Source organism: Actinoplanes siamensis (assembly GCF_016862395.1).
Lineage (GTDB): Bacteria > Actinomycetota > Actinomycetes > Mycobacteriales > Micromonosporaceae > Actinoplanes > Actinoplanes siamensis.
This window is the reverse complement of record NZ_BOMW01000019.1, coordinates 22081-41015: the sequence shown is the minus strand read 5'-3', so window position 1 is coordinate 41015 and position 18935 is coordinate 22081. Positions and strand designations below refer to the sequence as shown.

General features: G+C 71.6%; 17 protein-coding genes. 12 read left to right on the top strand and 5 right to left on the bottom strand.

The annotated features are described in order from the left end of the window. Together Asi03nite_RS09605 and aceE are read left to right on the top strand one after the other, a co-directional pair. A complete protein-coding gene (locus tag Asi03nite_RS09605) occupies positions 1–405 on the top strand; it encodes a YjbQ family protein (protein ID WP_203678212.1) in 405 nt (134 codons plus the stop codon). A gap of 152 nt (positions 406–557) precedes the next feature. Further along, a complete protein-coding gene (gene aceE / locus Asi03nite_RS09600) occupies positions 558–3296 on the top strand; it encodes a pyruvate dehydrogenase (acetyl-transferring), homodimeric type (RefSeq protein ID WP_203678211.1) in 2739 nt (912 codons plus the stop codon). A gap of 84 nt (positions 3297–3380) precedes the next feature. Here aceE and Asi03nite_RS09595 read toward each other — a convergent pair whose 3' ends face one another. After that, positions 3381–3842 carry a dihydrofolate reductase family protein gene (locus tag Asi03nite_RS09595; protein ID WP_203678210.1) on the bottom strand — a complete coding sequence of 154 codons (462 nt, stop codon included), beginning with the start codon at positions 3840–3842 and terminating at the stop codon, positions 3381–3383. Between the two features lie 73 nt (positions 3843–3915). Between Asi03nite_RS09595 and gltX the strand changes: the two genes are divergently transcribed. Next, a complete protein-coding gene (gene gltX / locus Asi03nite_RS09590; RefSeq protein ID WP_203678209.1) occupies positions 3916–5328 on the top strand; it encodes a glutamate--tRNA ligase in 1413 nt (470 codons plus the stop codon). A 282-nt stretch (positions 5329–5610) separates the two neighbouring features. Further along, complete coding sequence (locus Asi03nite_RS09585; RefSeq protein ID WP_203678208.1) at positions 5611–6321, top strand: hypothetical protein; 711 nt, start codon at positions 5611–5613, stop codon at positions 6319–6321. Between the two features lie 104 nt (positions 6322–6425). On the opposite strand, the gene Asi03nite_RS09580 is transcribed toward Asi03nite_RS09585, so the two are convergent. Beyond that, entirely contained in the window at positions 6426–7079 is a 654-nt protein-coding gene (locus Asi03nite_RS09580; RefSeq protein ID WP_203678207.1) for a TetR/AcrR family transcriptional regulator, read from the bottom strand. 704 nt (positions 7080–7783) lie between these two features. Between Asi03nite_RS09580 and Asi03nite_RS09575 the strand changes: the two genes are divergently transcribed. The 6 genes from Asi03nite_RS09575 to Asi03nite_RS09550 all read left to right on the top strand — a co-directional run bounded on the left by Asi03nite_RS09575 (position 7784) and on the right by Asi03nite_RS09550 (position 13888). Next, positions 7784–8992, top strand: coding sequence for a PucR family transcriptional regulator (locus Asi03nite_RS09575; protein ID WP_239102569.1), 1209 nt, complete (start codon positions 7784–7786; stop codon positions 8990–8992). Between the two features lie 174 nt (positions 8993–9166). After that, positions 9167–10096 (top strand): ACP S-malonyltransferase, encoded by a 930-nt coding sequence (locus Asi03nite_RS09570; protein ID WP_203678206.1) that lies wholly within the window; start codon positions 9167–9169, stop codon positions 10094–10096. Between the two features lie 31 nt (positions 10097–10127). Further along, positions 10128–11078, top strand: coding sequence for a beta-ketoacyl-ACP synthase III (locus Asi03nite_RS09565; RefSeq protein WP_203678205.1), 951 nt, complete (start codon positions 10128–10130; stop codon positions 11076–11078). Between the two features lie 51 nt (positions 11079–11129). Next, a complete protein-coding gene (locus tag Asi03nite_RS09560) occupies positions 11130–11372 on the top strand; it encodes an acyl carrier protein (RefSeq protein ID WP_203678204.1) in 243 nt (80 codons plus the stop codon). A 1-nt stretch (position 11373) separates the two neighbouring features. Next, on the top strand, positions 11374–12600 hold the full coding sequence (gene fabF, locus Asi03nite_RS09555; RefSeq protein ID WP_203678203.1) for a beta-ketoacyl-ACP synthase II: 1227 nt from the start codon (positions 11374–11376) through the stop codon (positions 12598–12600). A gap of 19 nt (positions 12601–12619) precedes the next feature. Continuing rightward, on the top strand, positions 12620–13888 hold the full coding sequence (locus Asi03nite_RS09550; RefSeq protein ID WP_373872099.1) for a carboxyl transferase domain-containing protein: 1269 nt from the start codon (positions 12620–12622) through the stop codon (positions 13886–13888). Between the two features lie 205 nt (positions 13889–14093). Here Asi03nite_RS09550 and Asi03nite_RS09545 read toward each other — a convergent pair whose 3' ends face one another. Both Asi03nite_RS09545 and Asi03nite_RS09540 read right to left on the bottom strand, forming a co-directional pair. Further along, complete coding sequence (locus tag Asi03nite_RS09545) at positions 14094–15833, bottom strand: glycoside hydrolase family 3 protein (protein WP_203678202.1); 1740 nt, start codon at positions 15831–15833, stop codon at positions 14094–14096. 105 nt (positions 15834–15938) lie between these two features. After that, positions 15939–16430: a DUF3145 domain-containing protein gene (locus Asi03nite_RS09540; protein ID WP_203678201.1), complete on the bottom strand. Its 492-nt coding sequence runs from the start codon at positions 16428–16430 to the stop codon at positions 15939–15941. Positions 16431–16675: 245 nt separating this feature from the next. Between Asi03nite_RS09540 and Asi03nite_RS09535 the strand changes: the two genes are divergently transcribed. Further along, positions 16676–17002, top strand: a complete 327-nt coding sequence (locus Asi03nite_RS09535) for a hypothetical protein (protein WP_203678200.1) — start codon at positions 16676–16678, stop codon at positions 17000–17002. 78 nt (positions 17003–17080) lie between these two features. On the opposite strand, the gene Asi03nite_RS09530 is transcribed toward Asi03nite_RS09535, so the two are convergent. Next, positions 17081–17698, bottom strand: a complete 618-nt coding sequence (locus Asi03nite_RS09530) for a carbonic anhydrase (RefSeq protein WP_203678199.1) — start codon at positions 17696–17698, stop codon at positions 17081–17083. A gap of 153 nt (positions 17699–17851) precedes the next feature. Between Asi03nite_RS09530 and Asi03nite_RS09525 the strand changes: the two genes are divergently transcribed. Further along, positions 17852–18790, top strand: a complete 939-nt coding sequence (locus Asi03nite_RS09525; RefSeq protein WP_203678198.1) for an alpha/beta fold hydrolase — start codon at positions 17852–17854, stop codon at positions 18788–18790. Positions 18791–18935: the final 145 nt, after the last annotated feature.

The following is an 18935-nucleotide window of genomic DNA, read 5'->3' as shown; positions in this document are numbered from 1 at the left end:
ATGCGCACCGAAGTGATCACGGTCCGGACCGGGAGCTCACCGGTCGTCGTCGACATCACCAGCGAGGCGGAGCGGTTCGTCGGATCGGAGACCGACGGGCTGCTGCACGTCTTCGTGCCGCACGCGACGGCCGGACTGGCGATCATCGAAACCGGGGCCGGCTCGGACGACGACCTGCTCACCGCGATCGGCGAGCTGCTGCCGGCCGAGGACAAGTGGCGGCACCGGCACGGCTCACGGGGGCACGGCCGCGACCACGTGCTGCCCGCCTGGATCCCGCCCTACGCCACGCTGCCGGTGATCGGCGGCCGGATCGCGCTCGGCACGTGGCAGTCGATCTGCCTGGTGGATCCCAATGGCGACAACCCGACCCGGCAGGTGCGGTTCTCCTTCCTCGCCGGGTGATCCACAAAGTTACTGGTCGGTACATGTGTCGCGTATCGCTGCCCCGACCGTTAGGCGTGACGATGCCCACCGTTAAGAGGCAGGATGGAGACCTCCGGGCGATACGCCACCTGGATCGCACCGGTTCCGACACTCAACCAAGAGGATTGCCTGTGGCCACGGAGCGCAAGCGCCCGGTGATCAGCGATGGCCTGCCGAGCCAACTTCCCGACATCGACCCTTCGGAAACAAACGAATGGATCGAGTCCCTCGACGGAGTCATCGACGAGCGGGGCGCCAAACGAGCCCGGTACGTGATGTTGCGCCTGCTGGAGCGCGCTCGCGAACGACAGGTGGGCGTTCCGCCACTGACGTCCACCGACTACATCAACACGATCACGCCGGAGCAGGAGCCCTGGTTCCCCGGCGACGAGTTCGTGGAGCGGCGCATCCGGGCCTACGTCCGGTGGAACGCCGCCATGCTGGTGCACCGCGCGCAGCGTCCCGAGATCGGCGTCGGAGGCCACATCTCGTCGTACGCGTCCAGCGCCAGCCTCTACGAGGTGGGCATGAACCACTTCTTCCGCGGCAAGGACCACCCGGGCGGCGGCGACCAGATCTTCTTCCAGGGCCACGCCTCCCCCGGCATGTACGCGCGCGCCTACCTCGAGGGCCGGCTCACCACCCACCAGCTCGACGGCTTCCGCCAGGAGCTCAGCCACCCGGGTGGCGGCCTCCCGTCCTACCCGCACCCGCGGCTGATGCCGAACTTCTGGGAGTTCCCGACCGTCAGCATGGGCCTCGGCCCGATGAACGCGATCTACCAGGCGCGGTACAACCGCTACCTGCACAACCGCGGCATCAAGGACACCAGCCAGCAGCACGTCTGGGCGTTCCTCGGCGACGGCGAGATGGACGAGGTCGAGTCGCTCGGCGCGATCGGCCTGGCCGCCCGCGAGGAACTGGACAACCTCACCTTCGTGGTGAACTGCAACCTGCAGCGGCTCGACGGCCCGGTGCGCGGCAACGGCAAGGTCATCCAGGAGCTGGAGTCCTTCTTCCGCGGCGCCGGCTGGAACGTGATCAAGGTGGTCTGGGGCCGGGAGTGGGACTCGCTGCTCGCGGCGGACACCGACGGCGCGCTGGTCAACCTGATGAACGTCACGCCCGACGGCGACTACCAGACCTACAAGGGCGAGTCCGGGGCGTACGTGCGGGAGCACTTCTTCGGCCGCGACCCGCGCACCCGCAAGCTCGTCGAACACATGACCGACGAGGAGATCTGGAACCTCAAGCGCGGCGGTCACGACTACCGCAAGCTCTACGCGGCGTACAAGGCGGCCACCGAGCACACCGGCCAGCCGACGGTGATCCTCGCCAAGACCATCAAGGGCTGGACGCTGGGCTCGCACTTCGAGGCCCGCAACGCCACGCACCAGATGAAGAAGCTGACCCTGGAGGACCTGAAGGGCTTCCGGGACCGGCTCTACCTCGACATCAGCGACAAGCAGCTGGAGGAGAACCCGTACCTCCCGCCGTACTTCCACCCCGGTGAGAAGTCCGACGAGTACCAGTACATGCAGGAGCGCCGGCGCGATCTGGGCGGTTACGTGCCGTCCCGGCGCACCAAGGCCAAGTCGCTGGCGATCCCGGAGTCCTCGCAGTTCAGCGGCGTCAAGAGCGGCAGCGGCAAGCAGAAGGTGGCCACCACGATGGCCTTCGTGCGCCTGCTCAAGGACCTGATGAAGGACAAGGAGTTCGGCGCCCGGTGGGTGCCGATCATCCCGGACGAGGCCCGCACGTTCGGCATGGACTCGCTGTTCCCGACCAAGAAGATCTACTCGCCGCACGGCCAGACGTACACCTCGGTGGACCGGGAGCTGTTCCTGTCCTACAAGGAGGCGACGAACGGCCAGATCCTGCACGAGGGCATCAACGAGGCCGGCTCGACGGCGAGCTTCATCGCGGCCGGCACGTCGTACGCCACGCACGACGAGCCGATGATCCCGCTGTACATCTTCTACTCGATGTTCGGCTTCCAGCGGACCGCCGACGAGCTGTGGGCCGCGGCCGACCAGATGGCCCGGGGCTTCCTGCTCGGCGCCACCGCCGGCCGCACCACGCTCAACGGTGAGGGCCTGCAGCACGAGGACGGGCACTCGCTGCTGATCGCGGCGACGAACCCGGCCGTCGTGGCGTACGACCCGGCGTTCGCGTACGAGATCGCGCACATCGTCGAGAACGGCCTGCACCGGATGTACGGCGAGAAGCAGGAGAACATCTTCTACTACCTCACCATCTACAACGAGCCGGCGATCCAGCCCGCCGAGCCCGCCGGTGTGGACGTGGAGGGCCTGCTCAAGGGCATCTACCGGTACTCCGAGAGCTCGCTCTCCGACGGCCCGAAGGCGCAGCTGCTGGCCTCCGGAACCGGCATGCGCTGGGCGCTCAAGGCGCAGGAGCTGCTCGCCCAGGACTGGGGGGTCAGCGCCGACGTCTGGTCGGTCACCTCCTGGTCCGAGCTGCGGCGCGACGCGGTCGAGGCGGAGGAGCACAACCTGCTCCACCCGAGTGACCAGCCCCGCAAGCCGTACATCCAGCAGAAGCTGGAGGACACCGAGGGCCCGTCGGTCGCGGTCAGCGACTGGATGCGGGCGGTGCCGGACCTGATCGCCCGCTGGGTACCGAACGGCTACACCTCGCTGGGCACCGACGGCTTCGGCATGAGCGACACCCGGCACGCGCTGCGCCGCCACTTCCACGTGGACGGCGAGTCGGTGGCCGTCGCCACGCTGCGTGAGCTCGCGCTGCGCGGCAAGGTGCCGGCGCACGTGCCGGGCGAGGCCGCCAAGAAGTACGCGATCGACGACGTGAACGCGGCCCCGGTCGGCGAGACCGGTGGCGACAGCTGATCCTCCGATCCGAGCGAGGCCCGTCGCGTTTCCGCGGCGGGCCTCGCCTTTCGCCACGGAAACGCCGCGCCGCGCGGTGCGCGCCTAGGCGGGTACGTAGGTGACCACCTGGACACCGGTCGCCGTGGTCCAGGAGTCCTTCAGGGCCAGGGCGACCCGGGTGCCCTCCGCCCAGAGCCGCCGCCCCTCGCCGAGCACCACCGGGCAGACCATCAGCCGGTACTCGTCGATCAGGTTGTGTCTGGTCAGATGGTTCACCAGGGTGGCGCTGCCGGTGATCAGCAGGTTCCCGAGGCCGGCCAGGTCACCCGGGAAGACGACAGCGTTCCCCTCCAGCGTGGTGAGCGTGGTGGTGGCGACGTACTTCAGCATCGAGGCGGTCCTGAGCCCCTCGTAGGTCCGCCGGCCCAGCAACATCGCGTCCGCCTCCCGCAGGTTCCGGTCCTGCCAGGCGCTCAGCTCCTCGTCGAAGTACGGGGCGCTCCAGGACGGCTCCTCGAAGACGCCGTCCAGGGTCACGTACTCCACCGCCACGACCTTGCCCATGGCCCGTACTCCTTCCGTCCGGTAAAGCCACCGCAGGTCGAATACCCCTCGCGGGCCTCGGTAGGCTGGTGCCGTGACTGTTCGCGTACGTTTCGCCCCGTCTCCCACCGGCATGTTCCACGTCGGCGGCGCCCGTTCGGCGCTGCAGAACTGGATCTACGCCCAGCAGCACGGCGGTGTCTTCGTGCTCCGGATCGAGGACACCGACGCGGCCCGCAACCGGCCCGAGTGGACCGAGGGCATCATCTCGGCACTGGACTGGATCGGCATCGAGCGCGGGACGTACGAGGGCCCCTACTTCCAGTCGTCCTACGCGGCCGACCACACCGCCGCCGCCACCCGGCTCTACGGCGAGGGCAAGGCGTACTACTGCGACTGCAAGCGCGAGGACGTGGTCGCGCGCACCGGCAACACGCACACCGGCTACGACGGCTTCTGCCGTGAGCGCGCCCTGGGCCCGGGCGAGGGCCGCGCGCTGCGTTTCCGCACGCCCGACGAGGGCGAGACGGTGGTCGAGGACCTGGTCCGCGGCAAGCCCACCTTCGAGAACAAGCTGATCGAGGACTTCGTCATCGCCCGCAGCGACGGCTCGGCGGTGTTCCTGCTGGCCAACGTGGTCGACGACCTCAGCATGGGGATCACCCACGTGTTCCGCGCCGAGGAGCACCTGCCCAACACGCCGAAGCAGCAGCTGCTCTGGGAGGCGCTGGGCGCCACTCCCCCGGTCTGGGGCCACGTCCCGGTGATCGTCAACGAGAAGCGGCAGAAGCTGTCGAAGCGCCGGGACAAGGTCGCTCTGGAGTCCTACCGCGACGAGGGCTACCTGGCCGCCGCCATGCGCAACTATCTGATGCTGCTCGGCTGGGCGCCCACCGGCGACCGGGAGATCGTCCCGTGGTCGGTCGTCGAGGAGGAGTACCGCATCGAGGACGTCAACCACGCTCCGGCGTTCTTCGACGTCAAGAAGCTGCGCGCGTTCAACGGGGAGTACATCCGGGCGCTGAGCCCGAACGAGTTCACCCAGGTCTGCGCGCCGTGGCTGAGCGGCACCGACACCATCCCGGCCCCGCCGTGGGAGCCGTCCGCGTTCGACGCCGACCTGTTCACCGCGATCGCGCCGCTGGCACAGACCCGGATCGCGGTCCTCTCCGAGATCGTGGAGAACGTCGACTTCCTCTTCCTCGACCAGCCGGTCGACGACGAGGCCTCCTGGGCCAAGGCGATGAAGGAGGGCGCGGCGGACATCCTGGACGGCGCGGCGGCCGTCTTCGCCGAGCTCACCGAGTGGCGCGCCGACGTGCTCAAGGCCGCGCTGGAGCAGGTCGGCGAGGCGCGCGGGCTGAAACTCGGCAAGACCCAGGCGCCGGTCCGGGTCGCGGTCACCGGCCGTACGGTGGGCCTGCCGCTGTTCGAGTCGATCGAGCTCCTCGGCCGGGAGCGGACGCTGGCCCGCATCGCCGCCGCTCGGGCACGCCTGTCCGCCTGATCCGCCCCCTTTTACCGCATTCGACGGCCCGCCACCATAGCTGGTCGTCGAATGCGGTGATGCGGTCAGCTACCGGGGTGGCCGCCGCCCCCACGGGTTGCGGGGACTGGGTAATATTCGGCCGCTGATCACCGGCTGTTCCGCCCTGCACGGTCGTCCCCCCAGATAGCTCCAATTCACCCCGCCTCAGGATGCGGCCGGGGCGGCGCTCGGGAAGGCTGGAGGTCGGGGCCGGGCAGCGCGGTCCACGTAACCATGTCATCCACGGGCGGGGGAGGTCGGATGGTGGTTCGACGAGCGAGGAAGCGGTTCGCCGCCGGCATCGGTGCGCTGGCGATAGCGGCCGCGGTCACTCTCGGCACGACTCCGGCGGTGGCGCACGCCGCACCCGCCGGCCAGACCGGCTCGGTGAAGGCCGAGTCGACGACCAAGCCCACGGCGAAACCGCAGCCGGACACGATTCTGATCACCGGCGAGCAGATCCCGGAATCCGGTATCAAGGTCCTCCAGGCCGAGGACCCGAAACTGTTCCGCATGCTGTTCGACGAGGTGGGCTGGCTGGCCTCGGCGACCCCGCAGACCGCGGCGCCGCAGAAGGGCAAGATGGGCCCGAAGTACACGGTCCAGATCCTGATCAAGGAAAAAGCCACCCAGCTGTACGACCTTTACCCGCTCGCCACCGGCGGTCCGCGGGCACACCGGCCGGCCGCGCAGCCGTCCGGCAAGAAGTCGGACGGGTGGTTCTACGGCCGCCTGTCGCTGTCCGAGTCGCTGCGCCTCAGCGGCGTCCCGCTGAAGTCCAAGCCGGACGTGGTCAACGGCGGCATCGGCGGCGGGGTCGGCAAGAAGCTCGCGGCCGACACCGACCCGATGGAGGACGCGAACCAGATGTTCGGCGAGTTCCGCCGCCTGTTCCTGCTGAACGGCGCGGTCCTGCTGATCATCCTCACCGGCCTGGCCGGCATGGCGTTCCTGATCCGCCGCCGGGTCTGAGTCTCCGCGACCTCCGCCGCCTCCCCGCTCGACCGGCTTCGTCACGAACGCCTCGGCTGCTCCGGCACCGGGGCGTTCGTCGTTCCCGGGCCGGCCGCCCCGTTTCAGCGGGGGTCGACGGCGTGGTGGCGAACCGCACGCTCCACCACCGCGACCAGGTCCACCAGGTCCTCCTCGAATTCCGCCGCTCCCGCCCGCGGATCGGCTTCGCGCTCCTGGGCCTCCGCCGCGGCGGCGCCGGGCTCCGGGCCCGCCACCGCGTCCGGAGACTCGGGGGCAGCCGCGGGAACGGACGGAAGGCCTCCGGTGACCTCACCGGTGGTGTATCCGAGCAGGAACGCGCAGATCATCCGGGCCAACCGCGGCACTTCGCGATCGGCGACCCCGGCGTCGTGCAGGATCCCGCGCAGGGCGGCGGTCATCCAGGAGGCCGAGGCGCCGGCCGCGGAACGGTTCAGCAGCAGCGGGAAGGCGCTCGGATGCGCGTGGGCGAGCGCCCGGACCGACCGGCCGAGCGCACGCAGCCGCTTCCGCCAGTCGATGTCGGCGGGATCGTCGCCGACAGCGGTCCCCAGCTCCAGGTGCAGCAGATCGACAAGCCCGTCGAGCAGGGCGTCCTTGCCGCCGACGTAGGGGTACAACGCCATCGAGGTGAGCCCGACCCGCTCGGCCACCGCCCGCATCGACATCGCGGCCAGTCCCCGCTCGTCCACGAGGGCGAGCGCCTGGTCCAGGATCAGCCGTCTCTTGTCGTCCACCCGTTCACCGTGACGAGCACGATCGCTTCCACCGGCGAAACGCGCCCGGGGCAGGTCCCCCGCTCACCCGCCGGAGTGACCCGCCGCGCCGGCACCGCCGGCCGTGAGTTTCCAAGATCCACACAGGGTGGAACTCACTGACGTTGTCAAGATCCACGAACGGGCGGCCGTCCGCCGGCCGCGGAAAGATCAGCCCGCGGACCCCCGCACGCCGCTCACCGAGAGCCTGAAACCGTCAACGCCCCGCAAGCCGGCCGCGGAGATCCAGAACCGTCAGCACCAGCGGCCCGGAGGGCGGCCACGCCCCGCCGCACGACGGCGCGGGCGCACAGCGCCGTGCAGGTGAGCCCCGGCCCAACCCCGCAACTCGGTCCGGCAACCGACGCGGCCCGGCGCCGACACGATGATCGGCTCCTCCTCGGCCACCGGTGGCAGGTCCTCAAGGGCGGGATCGATCTCGGCACGTGCGTCGTCCCGTTCCATCATCCCCTCCTCGATCCTCGGTCTCGGCCGTCGCCCGGTTTTCCGGCACCGTTTCTTCATCGGCACGCCCGGGGCCGGGTTGAACCCGAACCGGCACACACGATGCCAGGTCACCCACCGGAATCAGGGAAGAGGCGCACCGCTACACCCGACAAATGTCATAAAAATGATGAAACTGACGCGGCTCGCGTCAGCACATGGGAGCGTGACACTCTGGGCGCGTGGCCGAGAGCCGAATCACCGAATCCGATCCCGAGGCGCCGGCGAACCCGCTGCAACCTGCGACGTTGCGCCGGATCGAGCGGCACGCGGGGGCTCTGGCCAGCTCCGCGGTGGCCCGCATGGACGAGACGCTGCCGTGGTTCCGGGCACTGCCGGCCGATCAACGGTCCTGGGTGATGCTCGTCGCACAGGCCGGCGTGCGGTCGCTGGTCGAGTGGCTGCGGTCCGGGGCCACCGTCGCGGCCAGCACCCAGGAGATCTCCGACGAGGTGTTCGCGGCCGCGCCGCGGGCGCTGGCCCGGGCGATCACGCTGACCCAGACCGTGCAACTGATCAAGGTGACCATCGACGTCGCCGAGGTCGAGGTGCCCAGCTTCGCCGGCAAGGGCGAGGAGGACCTGCTGCTGCGGGCGATCCTGCGGTTCTCCCGGGAGATCGCCTTCTCGGCCGCGCGGGTCTACGCCCGGGCCGCCGAGTCGCGCGGCGCGTGGGACGCCCGCCTGCAGGCGATGCTGGTCGACGCGCTGCTCCGCGGCGACTCCTCGGACGTGCTGGCCAGCCGGGCGGCCGCGCTGGGCTGGGTGGACTCGCCGCCGGTGGCGGTGGTGGTGGGCCGCTCCCCCGGCGGGGACATCACAGCGGTGCTGCACGCGCTCTACCGGGCGGCCCGGCGCGCCCGGCTCGAGGTGATCGGCGGGCTGCACGGCGACCGGCTGGTGGCGGTGGTCGGCGGCGCGGCCGACCCGGTGGCCACCGCGGCGGCGCTGCGGTCCGGCTTCGGCGACGGGCCGATCGTCGCCGGGCCGTCCGTGCCGACCCTGGAGCAGGCCGCCGAGTCGGCCCGGGCGGCGCTCGCCGGATTCCGGGCCGCGCCGGCCTGGCCGGGCGCGCCCACCCCGGTGGCCGCCGACGACCTGCTGCCGGAGCGGGCTCTGGCCGGCGACCTGGACGCCCGCCGGAAACTGCGCAACGACGTGTACGGCGCGCTGGCCCGGTCCGGCGGCGGCCTGCTGGAGACGCTGGACGCGTTCTTCGCCGCGGGCGGGGTGCTGGAGAGCGCGGCGCGGGAGCTGTACGTGCACCCGAACACGGTCCGCTACCGCCTGCGCCGGGTCACCGAGGTGACCGCGCTCTCCCCGCTGGACGGCCGGGACGCCTTCGCGTTGCGCCTGGCGCTGAGCATCGGCCGACTCGATCCGGTGACGTAAACGTCTGATCAGTGCCCAGCGTCACAAGGGTCCAGCACTAACGACTGCGGCTTGAAATAGTGCTCAAGTAGGGCAACTCAACCCCCGATTTGTAGGGTTCCCACAACGTCTGTCGTAGGGTTTGGTCGCGCCCGGCAACCCCGGAACGCTCCCCGATCCGGAAGAGTCGTCATCGTGCTCGCCGTACTCTCGCCCGGCCAGGGCTCCCAGAAGCCCGGCTTCCTGGCCCCCTGGCTCGAACTCCCCGGTGCCGCCGACCGCCTGACCGAGTGGTCAGCGCTCGCCGGCGTCGATCTGGTGCACCTCGGCACCGAAGCCGGCGCCGAGGAGATCAAGGACACCGCCCGGACCCAGCCGCTGCTGGTCGCCGCCGCCCTGCTCGCCGCCGCCCAGTTGCCGCTGGAGCAGGTCGGCGTGGTCGCCGGCCACAGCGTGGGCGAGCTGGGCGCCGCCTCGGCCGCCGGGGTGCTCACCCCGGAGGCCGCGATCACCCTGGCCGGGGTCCGCGGCCGGGAGATGGCCGCCGCCTGCGCGCTGGAGCCGACCGGGATGTCCGCGGTGCTCGGCGGGGAGCCGGACGAGGTGCTGGCCGCCGTCGAGAAGCACGGGCTGCACGCGGCCAACCGCAACGGCGCCGGTCAGGTCGTCGTGGCCGGCGCGCTGGACGCCCTGGCCGAGTTCGCGGCCGAGCCGCCGGCCAAGGCGCGCGTAATCAAGCTGCAGGTGGCCGGGGCGTTCCACACGCCCTTCATGGCGCCGGCCGAGGCCGCGCTGGCCGTCGTGGCGAAGAACACAGCCGTCACCGATCCGGCCCGCCCACTGTTGTCGAACCTGGACGGCACGGCGGTGACGAGCGGGCAGGAGATGCTCGACCGCCTGGTCCGCCAGATCACCGCCGGCGTCCGCTGGGACCTGTGCATGCGCACGCTCGAGGATCTCGGCGTCACCGCGGTGATCGAGCTGCCCCCGGCCGGCACGCTGGCCGGCCTGGTCAAGCGGGAGCTGAAGGGCGACGGTGCTCCGGAGATCGTCACCCTGAACACACCTGACGACCTGCCCGCCGCGCGCGACCTGATCGCCCGGCACGCCACGCCCCAGCACTGACGCGCGCAGTCGCGACTAGAGGAGGAACAGGATGACCGCGGGTTCCCGCATCGTCGCGATGGGCCACTACCAGCCCTCGCGCGTGGTCACCAACGAGGACCTGACCAAGACCCTGGACACCAACGACGAGTGGATCCGGAGCCGGGTCGGCATCGCCGAGCGCCGCATCGCCGACACCGAGACGGTCGCCGACATGGCCGGGTTCGCCGCCGAGAAGGCGCTGGCCGGGTCCGGCCTGACCGCCGCCGACATCGACCTGGTCGTGGTCGCCACGTGCTCGTCGATCGACCGCTGCCCGAACGTGGCCACCCGGGTGGCGGCCAAGCTCGGCATCGTCGCCCCCGCGGCGTACGACCTGAACACCGCCTGCTCCGGCTTCTCGTACGCGGTCGGCAGCGCGGACCACGCGATCCGCGCCGGGGCCGCCCGCAACGCGCTGGTCATCGGCGCGGAGAAGCTCTCCGACGTCACCGACTGGTCGGACCGGACCACAGCTGTGCTGTTCGGCGACGGCGCCGGCGCCGCGGTGATCACCGGCGTGCCGGACGGCGAGGCGCCCGGCATCGGCCCGGTGCTCTGGGGTTCCGCCCCGGACAAGGGCGACGTGCTGCGGATCGAGGGCTGGCAGCCCTACATCCAGCAGGAGGGTCAGGTGGTCTTCCGCTGGGCGACCACCGAGCTCGCGCCGTTCGCGCTGGAGGCGTGCAAGCGGGCCGGCGTGGAGCCGTCCGAGCTGGCCGCGTTCGTGCCGCACCAGGCGAACACCCGGATCATCGACGGCATCGTGAAGCGGCTGGGCCTGGGCCCCGACGTGATCGTCGCCAAGGACCTGGTCGAGTCCGGCAACACCTCCGCGGCCAGCGTGCCGCTGGCTCTGTCCAAGCTGGTCGAGCGCCGCGAGGTGCCCTCCGGGGCGCCGGTGCTGCTGTTCGGCTTCGGCGGCGGCCTCACCTACGCAGGTCAGGTCGTCCGCTGCCCGTGAGCGGCGCCCGTCCGTCTCATTTCACACAGTTTCGAGAGGAAAAGAACAACCATGGCTACTCGTGAAGAGATCACCTCCGGCCTCGCCGAGATCCTCGAGGAGGTCGCCGGGGTGAACCCGGACGACGTCGCCGAGGGCAAGTCGTTCACCGACGACCTGGACGTCGACTCGCTGTCGATGGTCGAGGTCGTGGTGGCGGCCGAGGAGAAGTTCGGCGTCAAGATTCCTGACAACGAGGTGCAGAACCTCAAGACCGTGGGCGACGCCGTCAACTACATCGAGGCGAACGCCTGACATGAGCTCCGTCGACGTCGTCGTCACCGGGCTCGGCGCGACGACCCCGCTGGGCGGGGACGTCGCGTCCACCTGGGACGCCATGCTCAACGGCCGCTCCGGGGTGAGTCCGCTCACCCAGGAGTGGGCCGGGCAGCTGTCCGTCCGCATCGCCGCGCAGATCGCCGTGGAACCGTCGGAGGTCATCGAGCGGGTCCGGATGCGGCGGCTGGACCGCAGTGAGGCGATGGCCATCGTCGCCGCCAAGCAGGCCTGGGCCGATTCCGGCCTGGAGGGCACCGGGCTGGACCCGGAGCGTCTCGCGGTCAGCTTCGGCAGCGGCATCGGTGGCGCCATCACCCTGCTCGACCAGGACGACATCCTGGAGCAGTCGGGACCGCGGCGGGTCAGCCCGCACACGGTGCCGATGCTCATGCCGAACGGCCCCGCGGCGTACGTCGGGCTGGAGGTCGGCGCCCGCGCCGGCGTCCGGGCCATGGCGAGCGCCTGTGCCACCGGCGCCGAGGCGGTCGCCCTGGGCCTGGACCTGATCCGGGCCGGACGGGCCGACGTGGTGGTGGCCGGCAGCACCGAGGCCGTGATCCACCCGCTGCCGATCGCCGGTTTCGCGTCGATGCGGGCCATGTCGACCCGTAACGACGACCCGGAGCGGGCCTCCCGCCCGTGGGACAGGAACCGGGACGGCTTCGTCCTCGGCGAGGGCGCGGGCGCGCTCATCCTGGAGCGCGCCGACCACGCGGCGGCTCGTGGGGCCACCGTGTACGCGCGGCTCGCCGGCGCCGGGATCACCTCGGACGGCTACGACATCGTCCAGCCCGACCCGGAGTGCAAGGGCGGGATCCGGGCCATGTCGATGGCGATCCGCGACGCCGGTCTGACCGGTGCGGACATCGCGCACGTCAACGCGCACGCGACCTCGACCCCGGCCGGTGACATGGGCGAGGTCAAGGGCGTCCGGGCCGCTGTCGGCGACCACCCGGTGATCACCTCGACCAAGTCGATGACCGGCCACCTGCTGGGCGCGGCCGGCGCGCTGGAGTCGATCGCCACCATCCTGGCGATCCGCGACAGCGTGGTCCCGCCGACGATCAACCTGGACGACCCGGACGATCGTCTGGACCTCGACGTGGCGGCGCACAAGGCCCGCCCGCTCGACATCCCGGCGGCAATGAACAACTCGTTCGGCTTCGGTGGCCACAACGTGGCCCTGGTCTTCACGCGTCCCTGACGCGACCAGGGGTGGAGCCGTGATTCGCGACCCGGGATCACGGCTCCGCCGCTTCTTCGACCACGACACGATGCGCCTGCTCGCACCGGGGGACGACTCGGGGGTGCTGCACGCGCGCGGATCGGTGGACGGCACGCCTGCGGTCGCCTTCGCCACCGACGCCACCCGGATGGGCGGCGCCATCGGGGTGCGCGGCTGCCGGCGGATCGTCGAGGCGATCGACCTCGCGGTCCGGGAACGGGTGCCGGTGGCCGGCGTCTGGCACTCCGGCGGGGCGCGCCTGGACGAGGGCATGGCCGCTCTGGACGCGGCCGGCCAGGTCTTCGCCGCGACGGTGCGGGCGTCCGGCCGGATCCCGCAGATCTCGGTGCTGCTCGGACCGACGGCCGGCAGCGCCGCCTACGCGTCGGCGCTCACCGACATCGTGATCACCAGTGCCGGCGGGTCCACCCGGGTGGCACACCTGGTCGCCGGGGACGACGGGACAGCGGTGGCCGCGGGCCGCCGTTCGGTGCGGCTGCTGGGCAGTCCGGGCCGGCTCTCGCCGGCCGACGTCACGCCGGGCAGCACGCTGGGCCGGTCGCTCGACTCGTTCCTGCCCCGAGATCACCACCAGGATTACGACGTACGGCCGTTGCTCCGCGCCCTCCTCGACGGCGACCCGCTGGAGTTGCACGCCCCGCGCGCCCCGAACCTGGTCACCACGCTGGGCCGGTTCGCCGGCCGCACGGTCGGTGTGGTCGCCACGAATCCGCAGCACCTCGGCGGTCGCCTGGACGCGGCCGGCGCCGAGAAGGCGGCCCGTTTCGTCCGCATGTGCGACGCCCTGGCCCTGCCGTTGCTGGTGGTCGTGGACACCCCCGGTTATCTGCCCGGCCCCGGTCACGAGCCGGACGGCGTCGTGCTCAGCGGCGCCCAGCTCCTGCACGCGTTCGCCGAGGCGGTGGTCCCGCGGGTCACGCTGGTCACCCGCCGCGCGTACGGCGGCGCCTACCTGGCGTTGAACTCGGCGGCCCTGGGCGCGTCGGCGGTGTTCGCCTGGCCGGGCACCGAGCTGGCGGTGCACGACCCGGCCGAGGCGGTCCCGATCCTGCACCGCCGCCGGCTGGCGGGCGTCCCGCCGGAGGAGCGCGACGCGCTGCACGAGCGGCTGGTCCGGGCTCAGCTGGAGACGCCCGCCGGCCGGGTCGACGCGGTGATCACCCCGGACGAGACCCGTCGTCGCCTGGCCGAGGCCCTGGCGGCCGCCCCGCCGGGCCGGGGCACCCACAGCAACATCCCCCTCTGAGACCACGCCGCAGCCGGCCCTGAGCGGTCTCTCACGGACCGCGAGCCACCGTTCACGACCAGCCGGCGCCGGGGGTGTCGCAGGGTCCGCGTGCGACGCCCCCGGAACCGGCCGGCAGCGGGGGCGCGGCGCTTGCGGCGCCGGGTCCCGGCCGGCGCTCAGGGGTGTCTCGCGGGGCGCGGGACACCCCTGACCGACCGGCCGGCTACTTCACGCAGGCGCTTCGGGGCAGGCCCGCGACGGCTATCGGGGACTTGCCGGGCGCCTTGGCCTTGCCGGCGATGACCGCCGCCAGGGCGGTGAGCGACAGCTGGCTGGAGGAGTAGGTGGCGACGAGCGTGGGCGACTTCGCATAGGCCAGGATGCCCGGCAGGTCCATCATCACCGTCATCGCGGCATCCGGGGACAGGTCGACGGGCTTGTCGCCGTACCCCACCAATCGGATCTCCTGACCACCAGCGGCCTGGACCGTGACGCCCTGGTCCTGCAACGCCTTGACCAGGGTGGACCGGGCCAGTCCGCGCGACGACGGCGCGGTCACCGTGACCGGGCCGCTGACCAGCGGTCCGGAGCAGCGCCCGCGCAGCACCGTGACCGAGGCCGCGTCCAGCGCGGAGACCGCCCGCACGTGCTGCTCCGAGCCGACCACCTCGAGGCCGGGCTGCGGGGTCGCCGCGGTCCGGAACTTGAGCGTCAGGATCCGGGTCACCGCCTCGACCAGCCGCGCCCGCTTCAGGCTGCCGCTCTTCAGGCCGGCCAGGATGCCGTCCCGGGCGGCGCCGATGTCCGGTGGCATGAGCAGCATGTCGTTGCCCGCGTTGAGCGCCCGGACCGCTGCCTCGCCGGCCGGCCACTTGCGGGCCGGCGCCATGTTCATCGCGTCGGTGATCGCCACCCCGGTGAACTTCAGCTGTCCGCGCAGCACGTCTGTCATCACCTTGTGCGAGAACGTGGCGGCCACGCCCTTGTCGACAGCCTGCAGGTCCAGGTGGCCGGACATCACCACGCCGGCGCCGGCCTGCACGCCGGCCTGGAACGGCGGCAGGTCCCGGGTACGCCAGGCGGACGCGCTCTGCTTGATCACCGGCAGCTCGTCGTGGCTGTCGCCGCTGGTGTGCCCGTGACCCGGGAAGTGCTTGAGGGCGGCGGACACCCCGGCGCCCTGCAGGCCGCGGACGGCGGCCGCGACCTGGGTGGCGTTGGCCTTGGGGTCCGAGCCGAACGACCGGGAGCCGATCACCGCGCTGCCGGCCGTGCCGAGCGTGTCGGCGACCGGAGCGAAGTCGACGGTGATGCCCATCGCGGCCAGCTCTTCGCCGGCCGCGTGCCAGGCCGCCTCGGTCAGTTCGGGCTTGCCGGCCGCGCCGGCCGCGAGCGCCGAGGGGAGCGCGGTGACCCCCTCGGTGATCCTGGTCACGATGCCGTACTCCTGATCGGTCCCGATCATCAGCGGCGCGGCCGCGGGCAGTTGCCGGGCCGCCGCCTGCAGGCCGTCGGTGAGCTCCCGGACCTGCTTCGGGTTCTCCACGTTCGACGTGGGGTTGGTCCCGCCGGTCGGGTCGTTCTGGGTGAACGAGACCAGGATCAGGCCCCCGAGCCTGTACTTGGCGATCATCTCGGCCGGCGTCGCGACCCCGGCCAGCTGCTGGTTTCCGGCCGCCGACCCGGCGTCCACCCGGGTTGCCGACCCGCCGTAGGCGTACGGCATCAGCACCTGGCCGGCCAGGTCCTCGTCGCTCAGCTTGGCCACCGTCCCGGCGGCGCGCGCCGCCGGGTCGCCGGGCGGCGCGGACGCCGACTCGGAGATCGGGGCGGACGCGGCCGACCCCACCGGGGCGGCGCTGGGCGTGGCCCGCGGCGTCTTCGTGTCGTCCCCGCAGGCCCCGGCGAGCAGCAACAGCGGCGCGACAAATGCGACACGCGACAACTTTTTCACGACCGCCATCGAATCAGGTCGCGGAAATCGCCGCCACGTGATCCCCCCAGGTACGTCCACCGATCGCGTGTTCTCGGGCCCCTGGCCTCGTATGCGCGTGCCGCGGGACAGGGTCTAGCCGACCCGGGTGAGAAGCGTCACCGGGGCGCCGTCGCCGGCGTACCGGTACGGCTCGAGCTCGGCGTCCCACGCGGTGCCGAGCGCCTTCTCCAGGGCATGCGCCAACGCCTCCGGAGCGCGGGCCGAAGCCATGATGGCGCGCAGCCGGTCCTCGCCGAGCTGGATGTCGCCCGAGGCGCCCATCGTTGCGTGGAACAGCCCGCGGCCCGGGACGTGCATGAAGCGTTCGCCGTCCAGTCCGGGGCTCGGCTCTTCGGTCACCTCGAAACGGATCATGGGCCACTGCCGGAGGGCAGCAGCCAGCTCGGCGCCAGTTCCCGCGCGTCCGGTCCAGCTGCACTCCGCTCGACGCATGCTGGGGTCGACCGGCTGCACGGTCCAATGCAGGTTGACCGGCGCGGTCAGGACGCGCGCTATGGCCCACTCGACGTGCTGGCACACGGCGAGCGGGGTTGAGTGGACGTATACGACGCCACACGTTGGCACGGTGACCTCCCGGAGACCGAGGTGCGTCTTCCCCTACGACCTCGACCGCGGTTGATCGTGTCCCATGATGCCGGTTGGTACGGATGGTGCGCCAGAGAATCCGCAACATCGACTGCGGGACCAGTCGTAGTGGCATATCCGGTCCAACGGCTGTACCTGCTCCGACGGCACGGTCCGCGGCCGGTCGTGTAGAGTTGGTACGGCCTTTTTCTCTCTGCTCGAGCTTTTCCTCAAGGAGTACCGCCGTGGCGAGCAACACCTCAAAGACCGCCCGCGCATCAGTCCGCGCCGGCCAGAGCACCGGTGGCGCCCTCAGCGTGCTCGGTGAGTACAAGTACCTCATCCCGCTTGCCAACGGCCGCTTCGCGTACGTGCGCAACCTGACCAACGGCAAGACCACCCACCTCAAGACCGACTCGGACGCCTTCGTCGAGGAGATCCGCGTGCTGGCCGGGGCCGGCCACGGCGCCAAGATCCGCGCCGAGATCAACTCGCTGCACTCGACCAACCCGGAGCACGGCTGGGCCGACACCGAGAAGCGTCTCGTCGACGCCGGCGTCTTCGAGGGCTGAGCAGGAACGGTAAAAGGCACCTCCCGGCCGCGGCCGGGAGGTGCCTTTTCACATCTGCTGATGATCAGCCCAATCTGATCAGTCCTTGCGGTTGAGGAACTCCACCCAGCCGGTGTCCAGGTCGTAGATCGCGCCGACCACGTCGATCCGCCCCTCGGCGACAGCGGTGGCCAGCGCGGGGCTCTCCCGCAGCCGCTCGGTCGTGCGGATCACGTGCGCCCGGATCACCTGGTCGGTCGCGGCCGGGTCGTCCAGGTCGACCCCGTCCACCGCCGCGGCGATCTCCTCCACCAGGTAGCCGACGTCACCGCCGGGACGGTCGTCGGAACGGATCGCGTCGACAGTGGCGGTCACCGCGCCGCACCGCTTGTGCCCCACCACCAGGGCGAGCGAGACGCCGAGCGCCGACACCGCGAACTCCACCGAGCCGACCAGGGACCGGTCCAGCACGTGCGCGCCCGAGCGCGCCACGCAGATCGAGCCGAACGGCTGGTCGAAGATCGCCTCGAGCGGCACGCGGGAGTCGATGCAGCCGAGCACCACCGAGTGCGGCTGCTGCCCCCCGGCCGTCGCGGCGGCCTGAGTGACGTTGTGCCCGTATTGCGGATTCCCGTACACGAAGCGCTTGTTGCCCGTGATGAGCTCGCCCAAGGCGGTACTGGGCGTGATGGCCTGGGCAGCGCGGATGGCTGTCATGTCCTTGATTCTCGCTGCCCGGGGGGCGAACGAAAGTGATTGGGAGGCAGTTCACCGTGATCGTGTCGCACAGTAGCGGATCGGAAGATCGCGAGTGATGATTATTACCCGTGGGTACAGCGGGGGGCGTACGTGCGATACGCGGAGGTGCCCATGTCCGAGCGAACCGAGATCACGCTGGCCGACGGCGTGCGCCTGCACGCCGAGATCGACGGGCCGCGGGACGCCCCGGTCACCGTGGTGCTGGCGCACGGCTGGTGCCTGGACCGGCGGACCTGGCGGCACCAGGTGGACGCGCTGCGCGGGCTGGGCCGCCGAGCGCCACGGGTGATCACCTACGACACCCGGGGACACGGCCGCTCGTCGGCCACCCGGCGCCGCTCGGCCACCCTGGACCAGCTCGGCGACGACCTGGCCGAGGTGCTGCGCCGGCTGGCGCCGGCCGGCCCGGTGGTGCTCGGCGGGCACTCGATGGGCGGCATGACCATCATGGAGTACGCCCACCGCCACCCGGACGAGTTCAGCGGCCGGGTGGCCGGCCTGCTGCTGGTCTCCACGACCGCCGAGGGCCACACGCACACCCGCTACGGGCTGCCGGAGAGCGTGGCCGGCGTGCTGCGGGTGGGTGAGACGCTCGGGGCCGGCGTGCTGGCCCGCTCCGGCGCCTGGCGGCCGCACCGGATCGTGCTGCCCGCCCTGGCGCCCGCGCTGCGCTGGCTGCTCTTCGGCGACCAGTGCGCCGACGACGCGCTCGGCCTGACCCTGCGCGGCGTGGGACGCGCGTCGCTGCGCTCGATCGGCGGCTTCCGCGCCTCGATCGGCGCCCAGCAGCGGCTGGACACCCTGGCCGCGTTCGCCGACGTGCCGGCCGCGGTGCTGGTCGGCGACCGGGACCGGCTCACCCCGCCGCCGTGCGCCGAATCGATCGCCGGGGCGCTGCCGAACGCCCGGCTGACGGTCTGCCCGGGCGCCGGGCACATGCTGCCGCTGGAGCGCCCGGAGGAGGTCTCCGCAGCGCTGGTCGAGGTGGTGCGCCGGGCCAACCGGGCCACCCGCAGGGCCACCCGCGCCCAGTACCGCAAGGCCGCTTGACCGGAACATCCGCACCTCGCCGATCGTTTGTGAGAGGTTCGAACGATGCGGTGACGCCAGGCCGCTTCGACGCACGTTGCGGGGCAGGAGTAAGTTCGATTGCCCCCTTCGCGCGAGCGCTGGTGGTGCGCATGAAAGGGAGAAC

Bases quoted from the DNA above. Each gene is read 5' to 3' on its own strand.
- Asi03nite_RS09530 (WP_203678199.1), bottom strand. From the start codon at position 17,698: ATGACAGCCATCCGCGCTGCCCAGGCCATCACGCCCAGTACCGCCTTG.
- Asi03nite_RS09560 (WP_203678204.1), top strand. From the start codon at position 11,130: ATGGCTACTCGTGAAGAGATCACCTCCGGCCTCGCCGAGATCCTCGAG.
- Asi03nite_RS09565 (WP_203678205.1), top strand. From the start codon at position 10,128: ATGACCGCGGGTTCCCGCATCGTCGCGATGGGCCACTACCAGCCCTCG.
- fabF (WP_203678203.1), top strand. From the start codon at position 11,374: ATGAGCTCCGTCGACGTCGTCGTCACCGGGCTCGGCGCGACGACCCCG.
- Asi03nite_RS09595 (WP_203678210.1), bottom strand. From the start codon at position 3,842: ATGGGCAAGGTCGTGGCGGTGGAGTACGTGACCCTGGACGGCGTCTTC.
- Asi03nite_RS09545 (WP_203678202.1), bottom strand. From the start codon at position 15,833: ATGGCGGTCGTGAAAAAGTTGTCGCGTGTCGCATTTGTCGCGCCGCTG.
- Asi03nite_RS09525 (WP_203678198.1), top strand. From the start codon at position 17,852: ATGTCCGAGCGAACCGAGATCACGCTGGCCGACGGCGTGCGCCTGCAC.
- Asi03nite_RS09605 (WP_203678212.1), top strand. From the start codon at position 1: ATGCGCACCGAAGTGATCACGGTCCGGACCGGGAGCTCACCGGTCGTC.
- Asi03nite_RS09585 (WP_203678208.1), top strand. From the start codon at position 5,611: ATGGTGGTTCGACGAGCGAGGAAGCGGTTCGCCGCCGGCATCGGTGCG.